This is a genomic window from Komagataeibacter melomenusus (assembly GCF_013155395.1).
GTDB lineage: Bacteria > Pseudomonadota > Alphaproteobacteria > Acetobacterales > Acetobacteraceae > Komagataeibacter > Komagataeibacter melomenusus.
In genome coordinates, this window is the sequence record NZ_JABJWC010000001.1 from 26,590 (window position 1) to 46,325 (window position 19,736).

Here is a 19,736-nt window from a genome sequence, read left to right on the forward strand (position 1 = left end):
CAAAAGAAAATAAGACGCGTTCGCATATTTGGCCGTCCGGTTTCCCAAACGCCTCGCTGGGACACGACATGCGTGAAAGTCCCGGATTGTATCGAAACATCACAGTGCTATTCTTATATTGATAATGATTATTATATTCATATAAGGAAGGCGCGTGCCCCGTCCGGGTGCTGACGCACGCTGTCAAGGAACCTTCAGGCCGTGGCCTCGACCGATCACCTTCTGGAAACCTATCTGGCAAACCGGTCGCGTTTCGTGTCCTTCGCCGTATCCATGGTCGGTTGCACGGCGCAGGCGGAAGATATTGTTCAGGATGCATTTGTTCAGGTCGCATCCGTCAGGCGGCAGGGGATCGTGTTCAACCCTGTTGCGTATCTGACCGCGATCATACGCAATCTGGCGCTGGATCATCTCCGTGCCGCACGCAGGCAGATCCCGACCGAGATCGATCATACCCTGCTGGCTGATACGGGTGCGGGGTCCATATCGCCCGAAGCCCATTGCGGGCACCGGCAGGAACTGCATACCGTGGCAAATGCCCTGGCCAGCCTGCCGCCACGCACCCGCCGCGCGTTCGAGATGTATCGCATCGGTGGCTATACATTGCAGGAAATCGCAACCGTTCTGGGTGTTTCCACCACGCGCGTGCACAGGATGATCCAGATCGCACTGGTGGCCTGTGCCGCGGCCCTGCCAGACATGGAGCCATAAAATTTTCCCCCTGGCGTTAAAAAACAGGCACCTGCGCCGTCCCTGTTCCTGGAAATACGTTCAACGCCACGGGCATGGAACGAATGGGGATGGGCACGGATGAACACACAGCCAACACCGGGCGCCAAACGTGCCATGCTGGAAGCCGCCACCTGGAAAATACGCCTCAATGAGGCACCGGATGATGAAACGGTACGGGCGGAATGGGTCGCATGGCGCGCGCAGGACCCCGACAATGAGCGGGCATGGCGCCGGGTGGAACGCGCCTGGGCCCATGCGGGCCAGATGGTTCCCGTAACGCTCCCGCATGACCGGCCTGCAACACCCCGGCGGCCTGCGACTGGCAGAACGGCTTGGGCACGCCCGTTGCGGATTGCGGCGGCCTGCATGCTGCCGGTGGCGGCGAGCCTGCTGGCCTTTGCCACGCCAGACATCATGTTCCGCCTGCAGGCTGATTATTACACGAAAACCGGCGAAACCCGCACGGTCGGCCTGTCGGATGGGACGGCGGTGACCCTGGGCGGCCATTCCGCCATCGCCGTGCATTATTCGGGTGGGGAACGGGGGGTTACGCTGCTGGCCGGGGAGGCGTTTTTCAGTGTCGTGCATGACGGAAAACGTGGCTTTGTCGTCAGGGCAGGGAACGTGACGACGCGCGATATCGGCACCGCCTTTGATGTGCAGATGGCCGGGCCTCATGTCACTGTTGCCGTGCGCGAGGGGATCGTGAGCGTATCCCGCCAGTCCGACCCCGCCCTGCGCCTGACCGCTGGCCAGACATGGGCGGTCGACCAGCACACGGGGCAGGCCCATCGCGGCACGATCGACCCGGAGGATGTCGGTTCATGGCGGTCAGGGCAGATGGTGCTGAACGACGTACGGTTTTCTGACGCGGTCGCGGTACTGGGCCGCTACTATCCGGGCACCATCGTAACCCGTGGTCTTGAGCACGACACCATCCCGGTAGGGGGCGTGTATGACCTGCATCACCCCAGGGAGGCGCTTGAGGCCCTGTGCGCGCTGCATGGGGGCAGGCTTGTCACACTCCCGGCGGGCTTCACCCTGGTGCTGGCGGACCATAAAGCTCCCTGAGGTGCCCACACGGGCAATCAGACCACGCACAACCGCCACCGCAGCGCTTTTTTTTCAGCGGACTGCTAAAAAAAGTTTCACCCACACGTTAAAAATAAATCGTCTCAACGGACATGGATATACGCGAATGCAATTCGTTTGCATTTAACGCCAACCGTCCGCCCGTGAGACCCGACCATGCCGTGTGTTCTTCTGCCGTGCCGCCGCAATCGCATCCGGCTTTCCCGATCCAGCCTGCTTACGGGCACGTCCGCCCTCCTGTTCGTCATGTGGGCTGCTGCGGGCCATCATGCCGCGGCCGCACCGGTTGAGGGCGGCGTGGCCAGCGCGCCATCACCGGCACAGCCCTTCAGCATTCCCGCCCAGCCACTGGGCCGCGCCCTTGCCGCCCTTGGCGCGCAGACCGGCCTGCAGATCGCGTTCGACAGCGCCACGATAGCGGGCGCACGCTCAGGGGCGGTGAACGGGCAGATGACAGCGGAACAGGCGCTTTCCGCCCTTCTGGCGGGCACGGGCATCAGTTACAGCAAAACCGGGGCGCATTCCGTCTCGCTCATCCGCGCGCCGTCCGCCATCACCCTTGATCCGGTGCGGGTGGAAGGGCAGAGGAATGGCGGCGGCAGAAAAGGCTGGAAAGAAGAGCAGATCGCCGTTTACGCCACATCAGGGCGGGCAGGGCTTGTGCCCAGGAATTCCAGTGCCGCCACCAAAACCGACACCCCCCTGATCGAAACCCCGGAATCCATATCCGTCGTGACCCGCGCGCAGCTGGACCAGCAGAACGCCCGCACCATAGCCGAGGCCCTACGATATAATGCGGGTGTGTCGGGCGATGTGGCATCAGGCTACACCACGCGCTTCGACATGGTTGAAATCCGCGGCTTTCAGGGGGCCGCGGGCGCGGATGAGTTTGTTGACAATCTGCGCCTGTTCAACGGTGCGTACTACGCCACCCAGCAGATCGACCCCTACCTGCTTGACCGGATCGACATCCTCAAGGGGCCGCCATCGGTCCTGTACGGGCAGTCCAATCCCGGGGGCGCCATCGTGCTGACCACAAAGCAGCCGACGGCGGTACCCGTCCACTCCATCTCGGTCGAGGGCGGCACATACGGCTACGTGCGCGGCACCGCCGATTTTGGCGGGCGGATCGACCGTGATGGCAAATGGCTGTACCGCATCGCCGCGACTGCCACCACATCCGGCACGCAGGACGAGCATACCCGCAACGAACGCTTCGGCGTCCTGCCATCGCTGACATGGACCCCCAATGACCGCCTGACCATGACGCTGTCCGCCTTCTGGCAGCGTGACCCGCGTGGCGGCAATTTTGATACAGCCCCCCTGCAGGGCACCATCCTGCCCAACCCGAATGGCAAGATTTCGGACCATTTCTACCCCGGCGACCCGAATTTCGAGACCTACAAGCGCACCCAGACGGCGGTGAACTACCGCCTGAGCTACCAGATTGCGCCCAACTGGACCTTCAAGTCGTTTGCCCGCTACGCGAATGTGGGGGCGTTTTTCCAGCAGGTGTCCTCTGGCGGGATGCTCGATGATGACAACCGCACGCTGGAGCGCGCGGCATACGGGTCGGAGGAACATTTCGACACGATCACGGTGGAAGAACAGATCCTTGGTCATTTCCGCACCGGTCCGGTCAGGCACAACGTGATCATTGGCGGCAACTGGCAGAATATCCGTGATTCCGCCAATTTGTATTACGGCGATGCGCCGTCGCTGGATGTCTTTTCCCCCACATACGGGCAGAGCATCGGCAAGCTGGACCTGTATGAAGCCCAGAGCATCACCACCAACCAGGAAGGCATCTATGGCGAGGACCAGATGACATGGGGTCACCTGCATGTGCAGGGTGGCGTACGCCATGACTGGTCCACCATCGACACCCGCGACCAGACGGATAGCGGCGGCAGCTTCAACCAGTCCGATCAGGCCACGACGTGGCGCGGCGGCATCCTGTATGCGTTCCCCATCGGGCTTTCACCCTATTTCCATTATGCGGAATCCTTCCAGCCCGCCAACAACCTGTCCTTCAACGGCACGCCGTTCAAGCCCACGCGGGGACGGCAGTTTGAAGTGGGGCTGAAATACCAGCCGCATGGCTTCAACGGGTTTTTTACGGCCGCGCTGTATGACCTCAAGCAGAGCAACGTGCTGGTCACCGATCCGGTCCATATCGATTTCTATACCCAGACCGGCGGCATCCGCTCGCGCGGGATCGAACTGGAAGCCCATGTGGACCTGACCCGCAACCTGAACATCATCGCGGCCTATACCTATCAGGACGTGGCCTATACGCGCGGCAGTGGCGACCTGACGGGCGAGCGCCCGATTGCGGTGCCCAAGCAGACATTCTCGGTCTGGGGGCATTATGACCTGCGCAATGGCCCGCTGCGCGGCTTGGGGTTTGGCGCGGGCGTGCGCTACAACGGCAATACGCTGGTGGACAACACGCTGGAATATGTCACACCCAGCTATGTTCTGGTGGATGCGCAGGCACAGTATTCACTCGATGCCGTAGCCCCACGGATGAAGGGCATGCTGTTTCAGGTCACGGCGCAGAACCTGCTCAACCAGCGGTACTATCCCGGCTGCGCGGGGGCCGATACCGGCTGCTATATCGGCGCGAACCGCAATGTGATCGGCAAGGTGACGTATAGCTGGTAATGACTGCAAATATTGATTGTCAGTTATGCGATTATCGCATGATTCAGCAAACGTATCCCATACAGACGATCCATCCCGGAAGGAAATAACAGCGCGCGGCAGCCGCCGTCCGATATTTTTGGACGGTTTCATGCAACATGCTGATTTACCTATATTTTTACAAGAAATCAGAAAGCATGTGGCATGCGTCCCGACGGTGACATACGAAATATCGGCCACATCATACGCAACTTGAACATGCGAATGATTATTATTACAGGACATGAAAACAGCGGGAGAGACGACGCGCGACAAGGCAAAGCCCCGTGCGTCGATCTCCTTGGAGGCGGTGCCCGTGTCCTACGCGGACAAGATTTTTCTGGAAGTCCTTGAAAGCAACAGACGCCATCTTGTCGCGCTGGCGGCGCGGGTCGTGGGCTGCGCATGGCGGGGCGAGGAAATCGTGCAGGACGCCTATATCCGCATCATCCGCGCCGGGGCCGCGCCACAGGACATCCAGTACCCGCTGGGTTACCTGAAACGGGTGATTTTCCGCCTCGCCATTGATGCACGCCGGGCAAAAGCCGTTGAACGTGCCTATGCGCATGCCATCAGTTCTCCCGACAGGCGGACCACATGCACTGACGGGGCAGGGGACGGGGATATCCCGCGCCCCGATGCCATCGAAATCCTGACGCCCGAACGCCAACTGGCCAGCCAGGATGAACTCCGTCGCGTGCTGGCCTGCCTTGACGGCCTGCCCCCGCGCACCCGCCGCGCGTTTGAACTGAGCCAGCTCTATGGCCATAAACAGCGTGAAGTGGCCGAGATCCTCGGTGTCAGTTCCCCGCGCGTGCATGCCATGCTCCGGCAGGCCTTCCAGCGGATTACCGAGCAGCTTGGTGAAGAATGAAGCCCCACCTGCCGGTGTTAATTTCCATGCCGTTCAATCGTCAGACAGAAAGGGAGATGTGAAAGCGCATGTCCTGCCTGCAAAGCATCATGGGCCCATGACCGACATTCCCCCGCCTGACGCTGCCGATACGGCCCTTTCGTTCCTTCTCCGTGTGCAGGATGATCCCGGAAATGACTGTCTGAAGGCTGAACTCCAGCAATGGCGGCAGGCTGATCCTGCGCATGAACGGGCATGGCAGCAGGCATTGCGGGTCCGCCTGCTTGCCCAGATGGCCCTGCAGGGCGCGACACAGGCACAATCCCCGTCAAAGCCCACGCCCGACAACCTGCATCGCTTCCCGGTCCGCAGATGGCGGGCGGGGGCGCTGGCAACTGCGGCGGCAGCGGCCATTGTCCTTGCCTGCGCGCCTTCGCTGCGCCTGTGGTTTCAGGCGGATTACACCACGACAACAGGCCAGACGCGCCAGATTGCCCTGGATGATGGCAGTCACCTGACCCTGGGCAGCGCATCCGCCATTGCCGTGCATATGCAAGGCGATACACGCCGGGTCGTGCTGCTGAAAGGGGAGGCACTGTTCCAGGTAAAGCATGATCCCCGGCGGACCTTCGTGGTGGAGGCCGATGGCGTGGTGTCGCGCGATATTGGCACGGTATTTGACGTACGCAGCGGAGCCGGACACGTCGTGCTGGGGGTTGGTGAGGGCACGGTCGGGCTGCGCGCACCACAGGCGGGAATAGCAGCCGAGCAGACCGTCAATGCTGGCGAACAGATCGATATTACGGAAAAGACCGGGGCCGTGCGCCGCTCCAGCATTTCACCTGACAGTGTCGGGTCATGGAATACAGGCCTGTTTGGTGCCAGTGCGGTCAGTGTTGCGGATATGCTGGGTATATTGCGCCGCCATTATCCCGGCTATGTCATCATGCGCGGAAGCATACCCGCCAGCAGGCTGGTGGGCGGCGTATATGACCTGCAGCACCCGGCCGACAGCCTGCGCATGCTGGTTACGTCCTCTGGCGGGGCCATGCGCGAAGTGGCAGGGCGTATTCTGGTTATCAGCTTTCCCGGCTGATCCGGCGCCGACAGCGGGCAGGGCAGTTCTGACCTGCAAAAAAAAGTCCCTGAACGGGCAACCGCTATTAAGTTCCGCTGGCGTAGCCCGTCATGTTTTGTGAGACGAATTGATCTTAATTCGCATTTGCAATACGGCAGGCAACATTTCCATGGCAGCAAGCGTTGATACCCCCACCGCCACAGGCAACCGGTTCCGTCACATCCTGCTGACAGCAGTGGCCCTTTCCACATACGGGAGCCTGACATGCGCGGGTGCGCTGGCCGCACCATCCGCCGGGGTCAACACTGGCGCGGTCCTGTCCTTCCATATTGCGCAGAAACCCCTGCGTGATGCGCTGGTGGATCTGGGCACACAGGCCCGCGTACGCCTGATCTTTGCTGCCGACAGCATACCGAATATCACGGTCGCCCCCCTGAACGGCACGTTTTCGGTGCCGGACGCAATCGGGCGACTGCTGGGTGGGACAGGACTGACATTTTCCAGCCGGGACGGCGCATTCTACATCCAGAAAGCCGCGACCGCCAGCATCACGCTGGGCCCCGTGCGGGTGGGCGGCACGGTGGCGCATGAAAGTGCCACCGGACCCGGCGTAGGCTACGTGGCCATCAATACCCTGACCGGGTCAAAGACCGACACGCCCATTATCGAGATACCGAACTCGATCCACGTCATCACCAAACAGCAGATGATCGACCAGCAGCCCCAGAACGTGATGGAGGCGCTGCGCTACACTCCCGGCGTGCATGTGGAAGGGCTGGGCGGCTTCGCCAATGGCGTGGGCAGTGGATACAATAATGGCAGTATCGTGCAGCGCGGCTTTGCCACCGCGCAGTTTGTCGATGGCATCCGGTCATATTCCAACAGCGCGGGGGAGACCGCGTTCCTTGAGCGTATCGAGGTCATGAACGGCCCGGCCTCGGTGTTGTATGGCCAGACCACGCCGGGCGGCCTGATCGGCATGTCCCTGAAAAAGCCGACCGACACGCCGCTGCGCAATGTCACCCTTGGCTTTGGCAACTGGGGGCGGTACGAGGCCACGTTCGATGTCAGTGACAGGGTCACGAAATCAGGGAACGTGCGCTACCGCATTGCCGGGATCGGTGTCACACAGGGCACGCAGACCAACTATATCGACTATCATCGCGTGGGGGTCCTGCCCTCCATTACATGGGATATAGATCACAAAACATCACTGACCCTTCTGGGCAGCTATATGTACACACCCGGCGATGGCATCAACATGACGCAGCTTCCGCCCAGCGTGCTGCTTGATACCAACGGTTATGGCCGTATCCCCCGCAGCCGTTTTCTGGGTGACAGGAACTGGAACGAGTCAGGCCAGACGGATGCCATGTTTGAATACCAGTTCAAGCATACTTTCAACCGCTGGATCGATTTCAGCCAGACCATGCGTTTTGAAAGCTCGAAGTTTCGTAACAAGACGCTCATGCGCGGCGAAGGTATGGTGACAGACCAGCTGTACTCCCGTGGGCCGGTCGAGACCAACTGGCCCAGCACCACCATCGGACTGGATACGCGCGTGGGGGGCAAGCTGCCGATTGGCCCGGTACGGAATACATGGGTCGTTGGAACGGACTTTCGGCAGTATGACAGCAGGGACAGTTCGCTCAGCGATGATACGCCGGGCAATAACGGCTATCCTGGTCTTGATGGGTATACGCTGGTCAATGTCTATAATCCGCAGAGCAATTACGTGCCCTGCATGGACATCCATTCCTCCAAATGCCTGGTCAGCGGATATCAGAGCCACCAGAACTATTTCCAGGAAGGCATCTATTTTCAGGACCAGCTTAAATATAAGGGGCTGTCCGTTATCCTTGGCGGCAGGCAGGACTGGGTGAACTATCATGGCTATACCGCGCAGACGAGCAACGAGAATGCCACCCATACCTACACCTATACCCGCACCAGTGCCCTGCCACGGCCGCAGGCGGCCTTCACATGGCGCGCGGGACTGGTCTATCAGTTCAAATTCGGTCTGGCGCCGTATTTCAGCTATTCCACATCCTTCGTGCCGCAGAGTTCGCGCAACTGGCAGGGTAACCTGTTCCCGCCGCTGACCGGCAAGCAGCTTGAAGCGGGGCTGAAATATCAGTCACCTGACCAGAAAATCTTTCTGCAGGCCGCCGCTTTCCGGATCGAGGAGGATCATTACCTGATTACCGACCCCGACCACCCGAATTTTTCGGCTGACGCGGGACGTGTGCGCTCACAGGGATTCGAACTTTCGGCCAACGCCAACTTTACCCGCGACCTGCGCTTCATGGCCTCCTATACTTACGATGCCGCGACCTATCTGAGCACAAACCTCAGCGACGTGCAGGAATATGCCAACGGCACCACGGGCGGCACGATATCGGAAAAAGGCAAATACATAGGCGAGGGAATTCCCCGCAACATGGCCTCCGCCTTTCTGGATTACACGCTGCCCACGCGTTACCTCAAGGGCTTTGGCATCAATGGCGGCGTGCGCTATAACGGCTTTACCTATTCCGATGACGTGAACAGCTTCAAGGTTCCCGCGTACACCCTGTTCGATATCGGCGCGCATTACGATTTCGGGCAGGCCACACCCATCCTGAAGGGTTTGCGGGGGCAGCTTTCCGTCTCCAACCTGACCAACAAATATTACATCACCTCATGTGGCGGCACATACTCGTGCTATATCGGGCAGGGTCGGCGCGTTTACGGCAACCTGAGCTATAGCTGGTAAGAACAGACTGAAAAAACGGTTCATCCCGTCGTCATTTCCTGCAGGAGGTGCCCGTCATGAACCGCATGCAGTCTTCATATACCGGCGTCCTGCGTGCCCTGTGGCGTCTGCAACGTCCGTTATGGCCTGTAACACTGGGGGCGACGCTTGTCGGCACGGCAGGCGGGCTTGCAAGCGCGTGGCTGCTGTCAGGCATCAATGATGCCCTGCATGCGCCTGACAGGCTGAATGCAGCCCTGGCGCTGAACCTTGCGGGGCTGTGCGTGCTGTCCATTGCGGGATCAGCCCTTGCCGGGATCGGCAATAGCGCAGCCGGCCAGAAGATCATCACCCGTCTGCGCCATGAGGTCGCCGCCCGCGTGCTGGCCACCCCGCTGGCCACGCTGGAGCGGCATAAACCGCACCGGATGCTGGCCATCCTGAATGGCGATATCAGTACCGTCAGCGCGTTTACCTTCAATTTCTCGGGCTATGTCGTCTCCCTGGCTGTGGTGCTGGCCTGCGTGATCTATCTGGCCGTCCTGTCGCCACCGGCCTGCCTGATCGTGATCGTGTCCTTTGCCTGCGGCGTGGCGCTGACGGTCTGGCGGCGGCGCCGATGGCGGTCTGATTACCGTGAAATCCGCAGCATGGAAGACAGGCTGCAAAACCAGTACCGCACCATTACCGAAGGGGCACGGGAACTGCAGCTCAACCACATGCGGCGCGACCATGTGCATCATACCCTGCTTGGTGGGGCCGCATCGCGTATCGCGACGCTGAAAACCACAGCCATGCGGCGGTTCTGGTTATTTGATTCCGTTCATGAAGCACTCTTCTTCCTGACCGTGGCCCTGCTGCTGGGCACACGTTTTCTTACGGGACTGTCCACCCCTGCCGCCACTGGCGCGGTGCTGGTGCTGCTCTATGCGCGCGGACCACTGGAACGGGTGCTGCAGGCGCTGCCCGCCATGACCGAGACCGAAATCGCCCTGCAACGCATTGCCGAACTGACCGCCAACCTGCCCGATGGCAGACTGCCTGACTTGCGCGCGGAAGATGCGGTCACCTTCCACCATGCCATTACCCTCCATGGCGTGAGCTACCACCCGGATGGCATGGCTGCTCCCGGCTTCATACTGGGGCCGGTGGACCTGACCATCCGCCATGGCGAGGTCATGTTCATCACGGGGGGCAATGGCGCGGGCAAGACCACGCTGGTCAAGCTGCTGCTCGGCCTGTATGCGCCCACAACGGGCAGCATGCTGTGTGACGGAGTTCCGGTCATGGCGGAAAACGTCGCCGCATACCGCCAGCTTTTTGCAACGGTTTTTACGGATTATTTCCTGTTTGAGAACCTGCCGCACCCCGATGAACGGACCCTGGCCCTTGCGGCATACTGGGTGGAACGGCTGGGCCTTGCCCACAAGGTCAGGCTGGAGCAGGGCCGTTTCAGCACCACCGACCTTTCCACCGGGCAATGCAGGCGTCTGGCGCTGGTGCAGGCGCTGGCCGAACACCGGCCAGTCCTGATGCTGGACGAGTGGGCAGCCGATCAGGACCCGGTTTTCCGCCGTGTTTTCTACACTGAAATCCTGCCTGAACTGAAAGCGGCAGGGCGAACCCTGATCGTCATCTCGCATGATGACCACTATTTCGCGACAGCTGACCATATCATCCATCTGGATGAAGGGCGCATCATAAACGACAGCCACCCGACCGGAACGGGGCAGGAGAGGCATGCCACGCGGGCACAGGGACGCCATCCATCGGAAAAAGGCACCTTGGTCCCGCCGGCAATATAAAAACCGGGTTTCTTATGAAAAAATCCGCCACTGGCTCGTCTTTATAAGAAAGGCGACATTCCGGCCGGTCTGCTGACAGGACGACAGGGCCGGACGCCTGCTGATTTTTTTCGGGATAGTCAGAGGCACGACGCAATGGAACAGGCTGGAACCGGTGCAGATTTTATTTGCAACTCATTCTCACAATCATTATTAAAATGATGGTTCCCATGACACGCCGCGCCCTTCGTCGGTGGTTCAGCGTTCATAAGTGGACCAGCCTTGTCTGCACCGTCTTCCTTCTGATCGTATGCGTAACCGGATTGCCTATGCTGTTTTCCGAGCAGATATTCGATACTTTCGTTGGTGATGACGACCCGCCTTACGAAAGTTTGCCTGCGGATATACCGAATGCCAGTCTCGACGTAATCGTGCAGAAGGCAAGGGCGCTCTATCCGGGGCAGATCATCACCAGTGTCAATCCGGATGACGATGAACCGGCGGTGCTGGTCTCCATGGCGCCAAGCTGGCAGGCGCTGAAGGACGACGAGAACCATCCCGACCGCCATTCCGGTCACTGGATCAAATTCGACGCCCGTACGGCAAAGGTACTGAAGCAGTCCCGCCCCGCCGATGCCCCGAAAGAGCCGCGCACCTGGACCGGCATTATCCTTGGCACCTGCACGCGCCTGCACATGAACCTGTTCGCGGGCCTTCCCGGTGCGCTGTTCATGGGGGCGATGGGGGCGGTGTTCGTCGTATCGCTGGTGTCAGGCACGGTGCTGTATGGCCGGTTCATGAAGCGGCTGCCGTTCGGCTCAATCCGAACGGATCGGGCCTCGCGCCTGACATGGCTGGACCTGCACAACCTGCTGGGTGAGACCACGCTGGTCTGGGCAACCGTCGTAGGTTTTACCGGACTGGTCAACGAACTCCAGACCCCGCTGTTCGGTCTATGGCGTGTGACCGATGTGCGGCAGATTTTGCGCCCCTACGCCAGTCTGCCAGTGCCGTCGCAGGACCATCTGTCCTCGGTGCAGGCCGCGTTCGATACGGCGGCAAAAGCGGCACCTGGCAATGAGGTGACCGGCCTGTCCTTCCCCGGCGCCACCTTCGGCAGCCCGGTGCATTACGTGCTGTGGACCCGGGGGGCGACGCCACTGCGGGCACGTCTGTTTACCCCGGTGCTGGTCGATGCCCGCACGGGTGAATTGACCGGGGCGTATCCCATGCCGTGGTATCTGCGCTTTCTGGAAATATCCCGCCCGCTGCATTTCGGCGATTATGGCGGCATGCCCCTGAAAATCCTGTGGGCGCTGCTGGACGTGGTGGTGATCGGCGTGCTGGTCAGCGGCCTGGTGCTATGGGCTGGCAAGCGCAGGATCGCCACCGATGTTCGTCTGCGTGCGCTGGGTTACGAACTGGATGACGCCGACGGCACTGCGCCTGCGGGTTTCGCGCATACCCCTGTGGAGGGCGTGCGATGAACGCCGTTTCGCCCAACATGCCCGTGCCGTCCTCGCCTGATGTGACCCCGCGCCCGTCCGTTGCCGTCTGGCCATGGCCGATCGCATTGGGGCTACTCACCATCTTCGGCCTGCTGTCCGCCCTGCTGGGCCAGCACGGCATCTGGCTGGCCCTGTCCTGGGCTGCCCTGTCCATTCCTCTCATCGTGACGGTTGCCTGCCTGATCCGGGCATGGTGCCGCACACCGTCTGTCAAAGGAGGTCAGTCATGACCCCGATCTCGTTCGCCCCGTGGGACATGTTCCTCAACGCCGGTCCCGTCGTCCGCTGCGTCATGATCCTGCTGGCCGCAGCTTCGCTGCTGACCTGGACCATCTTCATCGCCAAGTCGGTCGAACTGCTGCGCGTGCGCCTTAAACTCCAGAAGGCCGAGAAAGCGCTGGAAGAGGCCAACACGCTGGACCTCGGCGAGGAATGGACACGGGGCAATTCTTCCATCGCCCACACGCTGGTCATGGCCGCCGAGACCGAGCGCAAACGCTCTGCCGACATCCCGGATGACAGCGAGGGGCTGAAGGAACGCATCGTCCTGCATCTCGAACGGCTGGAAGCGGCCGAGGGTCGTCGCCTGCTGCGCGGCACCGGCGTGCTGGCCACCATCGGCGCGACGTCGCCCTTCATTGGTCTGTTCGGCACGGTCTGGGGGATCATGACTTCGTTCACCGGCATTGCCGCCAGCAAGGCGACCAGCCTTGCGGTCGTGGCTCCCGGCATTGCCGAGGCGCTGCTGGCCACCGCGCTCGGTCTGGTGGCCGCGATCCCGGCGGTGGTGATCTACAACCATCTCGCCCGCCAGACGGCGTCGTGCCGCGCACAGGTTGCCGACCTCACAGCGCTGGTGATGCGCCTGGTGTCGCGCGATCTGGGCCGCACGCAGATGCTCATGGCGCAGGGCAATATCGTGCGCCTTGGTCCGCAGGCGCGGGATGTCCGCACGGCGGCCGGGGAGTGAGCCGTCATGATCCGCATGCGCCATACCGATGAAAGCCCGCACGAGGCCAGCGAGATCAATGTCACCCCGTTCATCGACGTGATGCTGGTTCTGCTGGTGATCTTCATGGTCACAGCACCACTGACCACGGTGAACGTGCCGGTGGACCTGCCATCCTCGACCGAGAAGCCGACGCCGCGCCCCGATGACCCGGTGTTCCTGACCGTCAAGGCCGACCATGGCCTGGCATTGGGAGAAGATGACATCACCATGGACGGTCTGGCGGGCGCGCTGGAGGGGGCCACCAAGGGCAACAGGGACGAACGGATCTTCCTACGCGCCGACAGGACGGTCGATTACGGCACGCTGATGGGCGTGATGGATAAGTTGCGATCTGCCGGCTACCTCAAGGTCGCACTGGTCAACCTGCAGGGGCAGGAGGAAGGTAGCGAAGCCGGCACGACAACGGTGCCGACCGGTTCCACAACCTCGGGTAGAGCTTCTGCCACGGCTCCCGTTGCGGGAGGCACGCCGTGACCAGTTCGACGGATATGGCGCAGGGGGCGGATATTTCCGTGCCACCGTCCTTTGCCGACTGGCAGAGGGGGCAGGCCCGTCTGGCCCGACGTCACGATGCGCTCCGCTGGGGCCTGTCCTTCCTCGCCGTGCTCGCGGTCAATGGCGGGGCGGTCTGGTGGATCATGCGTCTGCCGCCGCCCGTGATGGCCGTGCCCGAACCCCCGCCTGCGGCCATTGCCATCGACATGGCCCCGGAACCTGTCTCGACACCGACGCCACCGACGGATGCGCCCATCGGACCGAAACAGACCCAGTCCATCCCCGATCCGGCGCCAGTCGAGCCGCCGAAGATCACAGCGCCCCCATCACCTGCGCCCAATCCACCAGTCCCGGTGCCCAAGCCCGAGAAGCCGCGCAAGATCGTCAAAAAGAGCAAGCCGGTGCCAATGCTCAAAAAGCCGATCCCGGACAGGACGCCACCGGCCGAAGCGACAACCGCACCACCGTCCTCGGAAGCGCCACCTGCGCCCACACAGGCCGCCCCCGCACCCGGTTCGTCATCGGCCCATGCGTCGCATGACCCGGTGACCTGGCAGGGCGCATTGCTGGCGCAGCTTGAAAAGTTCAAGCGCTACCCGTCCGACGCCATGGCCGACCATCAGGAAGGCGTGCCGACCGTGACGTTCTCCATGGACCGCAAGGGTCATGTGCTCTCGGTCACACTCGCCAGCAGTTCCGGCCATGCGCTGCTGGATCAGGAAGCCATAGCGCTGCCCAAACGCGCCCAGCCTCTGCCCATTCCGCCGGACAGTGTCGCAGGGGATCCGATCACCCTGACCGTACCCGTCGAATTCTACATCCACCCGGACAGGAACTGAGGTTTCTGGCCATTCCCTTATTCTGATCGTGACAGGATCATTCCCATGCTCGCCTTTTCCGAACATCGCCGTTCTCCGCCCGCCCTGAGCCAGATCCGTCCCGGCATGGGCGCCAGTCGCAATGCAGTGCGCAAGCTTGAGGACCGCTGCCGGGAGGCAGGCGTGAAGATGACCGACCTGCGCCGGGTGCTGCTGCATGGCATCCTTGAAGCCGGTGCGGGGGCCACGGCCATCGAGATCTGGAAGACCCTGCGCACCATGACTGACGGCCATCCGCCCAGCCAGGGCTCGATCCAGCGCAACCTGAACCTGCTGGTCGCGCGCGACATCCTGCGTCGCGACGTCTCGCCCGATCGGCTGTGGCATTACAGCATCGCGCCCGAACGCAAAGGCAGGCTGGCCGTCACCTTTGTCGAGGCGGGAACGGGACGGAAGATTCCGTGCCGGATGCCGGAAGTGGCGGCCCTGCTGCGCCGGGCAGCGGCTGAACACGGGCTGGCCGTGCAGGCCGCCGCCATTACCGTGACGCCGGTACCGGCCACCGGTGATGCGGACATCCGCTAAGCGCTGAAGCATTTTTTTCATCCAGCCGCTGAAAAAATGCAGCGGCCGATCGTCTTTATAGACAGAGCCCTCCCGCAGGGACGGGACATCTTCCTTGAAATTCATCGCCTGGTTCGTCCGTCGCCCGGTGGCGACACTCCTGCTGCTGCTCTCCGCCGTGCTGTCGGGCCTGATGGCGCTGCCCCTCCTGCCGGTCTCAGACCTGCCCGATGTCGACCTGCCGGTGATCTCGGTCTCGGCGTCGAATGCCGGTGGCTCGCCCGAAATCATTGCCCGCACGGTGGCAGCCCCCTTGGAACGGCATCTGGGCAATATCGCGGGCGTTGCACAGATGATGTCTTCCTCCACACGGGGGCAGACCTCCATCTCGCTGGGCTTTGAACTGGGGCGCGATCTCAATGGCGCGGCCCGTGACGTGGAAGCAGCCATCCGGGCAGCCCGGCGCGACCTGCCGACCACGCCGGGATCGGACCCGCAATATCACCGGGCCAACCCCAATGCGACGCCGGTTCTGATCCTGGCCGTGACGCCGGGCATGCAGTCCATGGCGAAGCTGTATGATCTGGTGAACACGACGCTGCGGCCCATGCTGCTTCAGGTGCAGGGTGTGGGGGATGTCACCCTTATGGGGAGTTCTGCCCCTGCCGTGCGGGTGGAGATGAACCCGCTGCTGTTCTTCAAATACGGGATCGGTTTTGAAGACCTGCGCGCCGCCCTGGCCTCGGCCAATGCGCATACCCCTAAAGGGGTGATCGACATGGGCGACCGGCGCTACCAGCTTGCCGTCAACGATCAGGCTGAACATGCCGATGCCTATCGGGATCTGGTGATCGCCTACAAGAACGGACGCCCCATCCGGCTGCGCGATGTCGCGACCGTCACTGACAGCATGCAGGAGGTGAATGCCGCCGCGTTCTTTGATGGGAAACCTGCGCTGACGCTGATGGTGCGCGCCCAGCCGGGGGCCAATCTGGTGGGCATTGTCGATGCCGTGACGGCCCGCCTGCCACAACTGCGCACGCTCATGCCGCCGGGGGCGGATATTGCGGTGGCGCGGGATGGTTCGGCCGTGATCCGTTCCTCGCTGCATCATACACTGGTGACGCTGCTAGCCTCCTGTGTTCTGGCGCTGGCCGTTGTGTGGGTGTTCCTGCGCTCGTGGACAGCATCCGTGGCTGCCGCGATCATCGTGCCGTGCTGCCTGATCGCCAGCCTCGGGCCGATGCATCTGGCGGGGTTCGGGCTGGACAATCTCTCGCTCATGGCGCTGACGGTGGTCACGGGCCTGGTGGTGGATGACGCCATCGTGGTGATCGAGAACATCATCCGCATGCGCGAGCGTAGTCTGCCCATTGATGAGGCGGCTATTGCCGGGGCCAGCGAGGTGGCTTTTACGCTGCTCTCCATCACTGTCTCCGTGCTGGCGGTCTTCCTGCCGATCGGGCTGGCCTCGGGTTTGACGGGACGGCTGTTCCGGGAGTTCGCGGGCACCGTCGGCATTGCCGTCACGGTGTCGCTGATCCTGTCCTGCGTGGTGACGCCGTGTCTTACTGCTCTGTGCATGCGCTTTGCCGACAACAGAACCGCCGTGCATCCAGAAGTGGATGTCGCAGATTTTCTGGATCATGAAAAACACAGTGGCAGTCTGTATCGCCGTATTCTGGAAATCTGCCTGACCCATCCCGGCAAGACGGCCTTGCTGCTGCCACTGACCCTTCTGGTAGGCGTCTTTCTGTTCACCCGCATGCCCAGGGTCGTGTTTCCACGTCAGGATATCGGCATCGTCTCGGGCGGATCGCGGGGCAGCGGCAGTTCGCTGGCGCAGACCAGGGCGCGACTGGAACGGTTCAGCAGGGTGCTGCTGGAGGATCCGGCGGTCACGCACGTCATCGCCTATCTGGATACGGGCGAGGGTTCCAGCCATGGCATGGTGTTCGCCACGCTGCGCGACCTGTCCACCGGGCGGGCTTCAGGGGCGGAAGTCGCGACCCGCGTGATCGGCAGGATGGGTAAGGATATCCATGCCGAATACCATGCCCAGGCGCCGGGCAACATCATGATGCGGGTCGGATCGAACAGCAGCGAGGTGAGCTACATCCTGCGCAGCGAGGATGACCGGCTTCTGGGGCCAGCCACGCGGAAACTGGCGAAAGCCCTGCGGCGTCATCCGGAATTCACGGATGTGGACCCGGACGTCGATCCACCGGGACAGGGCATCACGCTGGCCATCGACCGTGATACCGCCGCCCGTGTGGGGGTCACGCCACAGGTCATCGGCAACACCCTGTCCGACGCGCTGGGCCAGACCACCGCCTCGGTCGTCTACACCACACACGGACAATATAATGTGGTGCTGACCGTGGAAAACCGCTTCCAGCGGGATCCGGAGATCCTGAAACAGTTCTGGATCAGTCCCTCGGGTGGGTCAGCGTCCGGCAGTTCGGCGTCCAACACCATCCGGGTGGTCACGTCGGCTACAGCCAGTACCACAGCCTCGACCGGTGCGACGGCGTTTCGAAACCAGATCGCCAATTCACTGGCGGGCGGGGCGAATGCGTCGACCGGATCGGCCGTGGCGACCGGAGCGGAAACGCTGGTGCCGCTCTCGGTCGTGGCCCGGATCACCCCCAGTCTTGATCCGGTGGCCGTGACCCATATCGGCTATGCCAGTTCCGCCTCTCTGGCGCTGGAACTGGCGCCGGGTGTCAGCCTGTCACAAGCGCAGGCAATCATCGATCAGGAATGGCGCAGCCTGCATCTGCCGGAGACCATCACCGGCGAGTTGCAGAGCGATGAGGGGGACGTTGGCAAAAGCACGCATGACAGCGAGATCCTGATCATCGCGGCCATTTTGGCCGTCTGGATCACGCTGGGCATGCTGTATGAAAGCGTGTGGCATCCGCTGACGATCCTTTCCACCATTCCCTCGGCCGGGATCGGGGCTGTCATGGCGCTGGACCTGTTCGGCCTGCCGTTCTCGGGCATGGCGGTCATCGCCATGCTGCTGCTGACTGGCATCTCGCTCAAGAACGCGATCCTGCTGGTGGATTTCGCCATCCATGCCGAACGCGAACGCGGCCTGACGTCACGGGATTCCATCCGCGAGGCCTGTCTGCTGCGCCTGCGGCCCATCGTCATGACCACCTTTGCCGCAGCCTTGGGGGCGCTGCCGTTGGTGCTGATGGGGGGCTACGGGATGGAACTGCGCCAGCCGCTCGGCATCGCGCTGATCGGCGGCCTGCTCGTCAGTCAGGCCCAGACCATGTTCACCACGCCCGCGCTCTATCTGCTGGTTGCGCGATGCGCCTCTTTATCCAGGAAAGCGGAAGCACCATGAGATTCTCCGGTCATGTAATCAGGGCAGGGGACTGACGGGTAGACTGCCTGCGGAGGCTGAAAGGACGGGTTTATCGGAAATGATAAAAATATATTCCGATATATCTTGACGTAAGATATATCGGAACTTATATCGGTAAGCATGAAACACAGAAACAGACACGCAGGCGGTCGTAACCGCCAGACTTTCTCCCCCGAAGGCATGGCAGGTTCCGGGGAACCCCGCCGCCATCACGGTCGCGGTGGACACCACGGCGGTGGCCGCCGGGGCGGGCGTCACCGGCTGTTCGATTATGGTGAGATGCGGCTTCTGGTCCTCTCGCTGATCGCTCAAAAACCGACCTACGGCTACGAACTGATCCGCATGATCGAAGAAAAATTCGGTGGCAGCTACGCGCCCAGCCCCGGCGTGATCTACCCCACGCTGACCTGGCTGGATGAGGCCGGTTATGCCCGGATTGTCGAAGCCGACGGCCGCAAGAACTACCACATCACGCCGGAAGGCGAGGCGTTCCTGGCCGCCAGCCGTGCGGCCCTCGATGAAATCCTGTCCCGTGCAGCAACAGGTGCGGCAGAGGGCAGGGGAGGTCGCAAGGATGTCCCGATGCCGGTCATGCGCGGCATGGAAAACCTGCGCACGGCACTTCGCCTGAGGCTGCGCAATGGCGGCCTTGATACGGAAGCCGAGGAAAAGATCGCAGCCCTGCTGGACGATGCCGCCCGGGCGATCGGGCAGGTCTGAAAGCGCAATTTCCACATCCGGTTGGCCAACGGGTCGTCCGGGCAGGAAAGACCCCATAATCCCGCCATGTATGGAGGAGCTGTTGTTTACGGACTGTCATGGCGTGGTTTGTGAGTGACCGGATAAAGGTTCCTCACGTTCCAGAATACGCGATCGGCTATCTGGAACATTAACCGGAATATTACCGGTCCATGAAGAAGTATAAACTCTGGACCAGATATTCTCGATACTATTTTTCACATCGTTCGACCTCACATGTCCGCTGATGCGGGACGATGGATC

15 protein-coding genes are annotated in these 19,736 nt (G+C 61.8%); all 15 read left to right on the forward strand.

The annotated features are described in order from the left end of the window. The first annotated feature begins 201 nt into the window (after positions 1-201). Positions 202-711 (forward strand): sigma-70 family RNA polymerase sigma factor, encoded by a 510-nt coding sequence (locus tag HNW77_RS00155; RefSeq protein ID WP_130732530.1) that lies wholly within the window; start codon positions 202-204, stop codon positions 709-711. A 99-nt stretch (positions 712-810) separates the two neighbouring features. Continuing rightward, on the forward strand, positions 811-1,803 hold the full coding sequence (locus HNW77_RS00160; RefSeq protein WP_172154236.1) for a FecR family protein: 993 nt from the start codon (positions 811-813) through the stop codon (positions 1,801-1,803). Positions 1,804-1,980: 177 nt separating this feature from the next. Continuing rightward, complete coding sequence (locus HNW77_RS00165) at positions 1,981-4,491, forward strand: TonB-dependent siderophore receptor (RefSeq protein ID WP_172154238.1); 2,511 nt, start codon at positions 1,981-1,983, stop codon at positions 4,489-4,491. 262 nt (positions 4,492-4,753) lie between these two features. Beyond that, positions 4,754-5,383, forward strand: a complete 630-nt coding sequence (locus tag HNW77_RS00170) for a sigma-70 family RNA polymerase sigma factor (RefSeq protein WP_172154240.1) — start codon at positions 4,754-4,756, stop codon at positions 5,381-5,383. A 97-nt stretch (positions 5,384-5,480) separates the two neighbouring features. Then, the gene (locus HNW77_RS00175) at positions 5,481-6,458 is read left to right on the forward strand and encodes a FecR family protein (RefSeq protein WP_172154242.1); all 978 of its coding nucleotides are present in this window, start codon (positions 5,481-5,483) and stop codon (positions 6,456-6,458) included. A gap of 151 nt (positions 6,459-6,609) precedes the next feature. Beyond that, positions 6,610-9,195, forward strand: a complete 2,586-nt coding sequence (locus tag HNW77_RS00180; protein WP_172154244.1) for a TonB-dependent siderophore receptor — start codon at positions 6,610-6,612, stop codon at positions 9,193-9,195. Positions 9,196-9,251: 56 nt separating this feature from the next. Beyond that, the gene (locus tag HNW77_RS00185) at positions 9,252-10,979 is read left to right on the forward strand and encodes a cyclic peptide export ABC transporter (RefSeq protein ID WP_172154246.1); all 1,728 of its coding nucleotides are present in this window, start codon (positions 9,252-9,254) and stop codon (positions 10,977-10,979) included. 209 nt (positions 10,980-11,188) lie between these two features. Then, positions 11,189-12,445: a PepSY-associated TM helix domain-containing protein gene (locus HNW77_RS00190; protein WP_172154249.1), complete on the forward strand. Its 1,257-nt coding sequence runs from the start codon at positions 11,189-11,191 to the stop codon at positions 12,443-12,445. After that, positions 12,442-12,696, forward strand: coding sequence for a hypothetical protein (locus HNW77_RS00195; protein ID WP_172154251.1), 255 nt, complete (start codon positions 12,442-12,444; stop codon positions 12,694-12,696). The genes HNW77_RS00190 and HNW77_RS00195 overlap by 4 nt, the downstream gene beginning before the upstream one ends. Next, positions 12,693-13,436, forward strand: a complete 744-nt coding sequence (exbB, locus tag HNW77_RS00200; RefSeq protein ID WP_172154253.1) for a tonB-system energizer ExbB — start codon at positions 12,693-12,695, stop codon at positions 13,434-13,436. The genes HNW77_RS00195 and exbB overlap by 4 nt, the downstream gene beginning before the upstream one ends. A gap of 6 nt (positions 13,437-13,442) precedes the next feature. Next, positions 13,443-13,952 carry a TonB system transport protein ExbD gene (gene exbD, locus HNW77_RS00205; RefSeq protein WP_172154255.1) on the forward strand — a complete coding sequence of 170 codons (510 nt, stop codon included), beginning with the start codon at positions 13,443-13,445 and terminating at the stop codon, positions 13,950-13,952. Between the two features lie 14 nt (positions 13,953-13,966). Beyond that, complete coding sequence (locus tag HNW77_RS00210; protein WP_187353123.1) at positions 13,967-14,812, forward strand: energy transducer TonB family protein; 846 nt, start codon at positions 13,967-13,969, stop codon at positions 14,810-14,812. Positions 14,813-14,857: 45 nt separating this feature from the next. Next, the gene (locus HNW77_RS00215) at positions 14,858-15,376 is read left to right on the forward strand and encodes a Fur family transcriptional regulator (RefSeq protein WP_172154259.1); all 519 of its coding nucleotides are present in this window, start codon (positions 14,858-14,860) and stop codon (positions 15,374-15,376) included. A 94-nt stretch (positions 15,377-15,470) separates the two neighbouring features. Next, entirely contained in the window at positions 15,471-18,713 is a 3,243-nt protein-coding gene (locus HNW77_RS00220) for an efflux RND transporter permease subunit (RefSeq protein WP_172154261.1), read from the forward strand. Between the two features lie 141 nt (positions 18,714-18,854). Further along, complete coding sequence (locus HNW77_RS00225) at positions 18,855-19,454, forward strand: PadR family transcriptional regulator (protein ID WP_172154263.1); 600 nt, start codon at positions 18,855-18,857, stop codon at positions 19,452-19,454. Positions 19,455-19,736 lie beyond the last annotated feature (282 nt).

Excerpts from the sequence above, each read along its gene's own strand:
- HNW77_RS00210 (WP_187353123.1), top strand. The coding sequence starts at position 13,967 with ATGGCGCAGGGGGCGGATATTTCCGTGCCACCGTCCTTTGCCGACTGG.
- HNW77_RS00215 (WP_172154259.1), top strand. The coding sequence starts at position 14,858 with ATGCTCGCCTTTTCCGAACATCGCCGTTCTCCGCCCGCCCTGAGCCAG.
- HNW77_RS00190 (WP_172154249.1), top strand. The coding sequence starts at position 11,189 with ATGACACGCCGCGCCCTTCGTCGGTGGTTCAGCGTTCATAAGTGGACC.
- HNW77_RS00175 (WP_172154242.1), top strand. The coding sequence starts at position 5,481 with ATGACCGACATTCCCCCGCCTGACGCTGCCGATACGGCCCTTTCGTTC.
- HNW77_RS00185 (WP_172154246.1), top strand. The coding sequence starts at position 9,252 with ATGAACCGCATGCAGTCTTCATATACCGGCGTCCTGCGTGCCCTGTGG.
- HNW77_RS00180 (WP_172154244.1), top strand. The coding sequence starts at position 6,610 with ATGGCAGCAAGCGTTGATACCCCCACCGCCACAGGCAACCGGTTCCGT.
- HNW77_RS00160 (WP_172154236.1), top strand. The coding sequence starts at position 811 with ATGAACACACAGCCAACACCGGGCGCCAAACGTGCCATGCTGGAAGCC.
- exbD (WP_172154255.1), top strand. The coding sequence starts at position 13,443 with ATGATCCGCATGCGCCATACCGATGAAAGCCCGCACGAGGCCAGCGAG.
- HNW77_RS00195 (WP_172154251.1), top strand. The coding sequence starts at position 12,442 with ATGAACGCCGTTTCGCCCAACATGCCCGTGCCGTCCTCGCCTGATGTG.
- HNW77_RS00225 (WP_172154263.1), top strand. The coding sequence starts at position 18,855 with ATGAAACACAGAAACAGACACGCAGGCGGTCGTAACCGCCAGACTTTC.
- HNW77_RS00165 (WP_172154238.1), top strand. The coding sequence starts at position 1,981 with ATGCCGTGTGTTCTTCTGCCGTGCCGCCGCAATCGCATCCGGCTTTCC.
- HNW77_RS00170 (WP_172154240.1), top strand. The coding sequence starts at position 4,754 with ATGAAAACAGCGGGAGAGACGACGCGCGACAAGGCAAAGCCCCGTGCG.
- exbB (WP_172154253.1), top strand. The coding sequence starts at position 12,693 with ATGACCCCGATCTCGTTCGCCCCGTGGGACATGTTCCTCAACGCCGGT.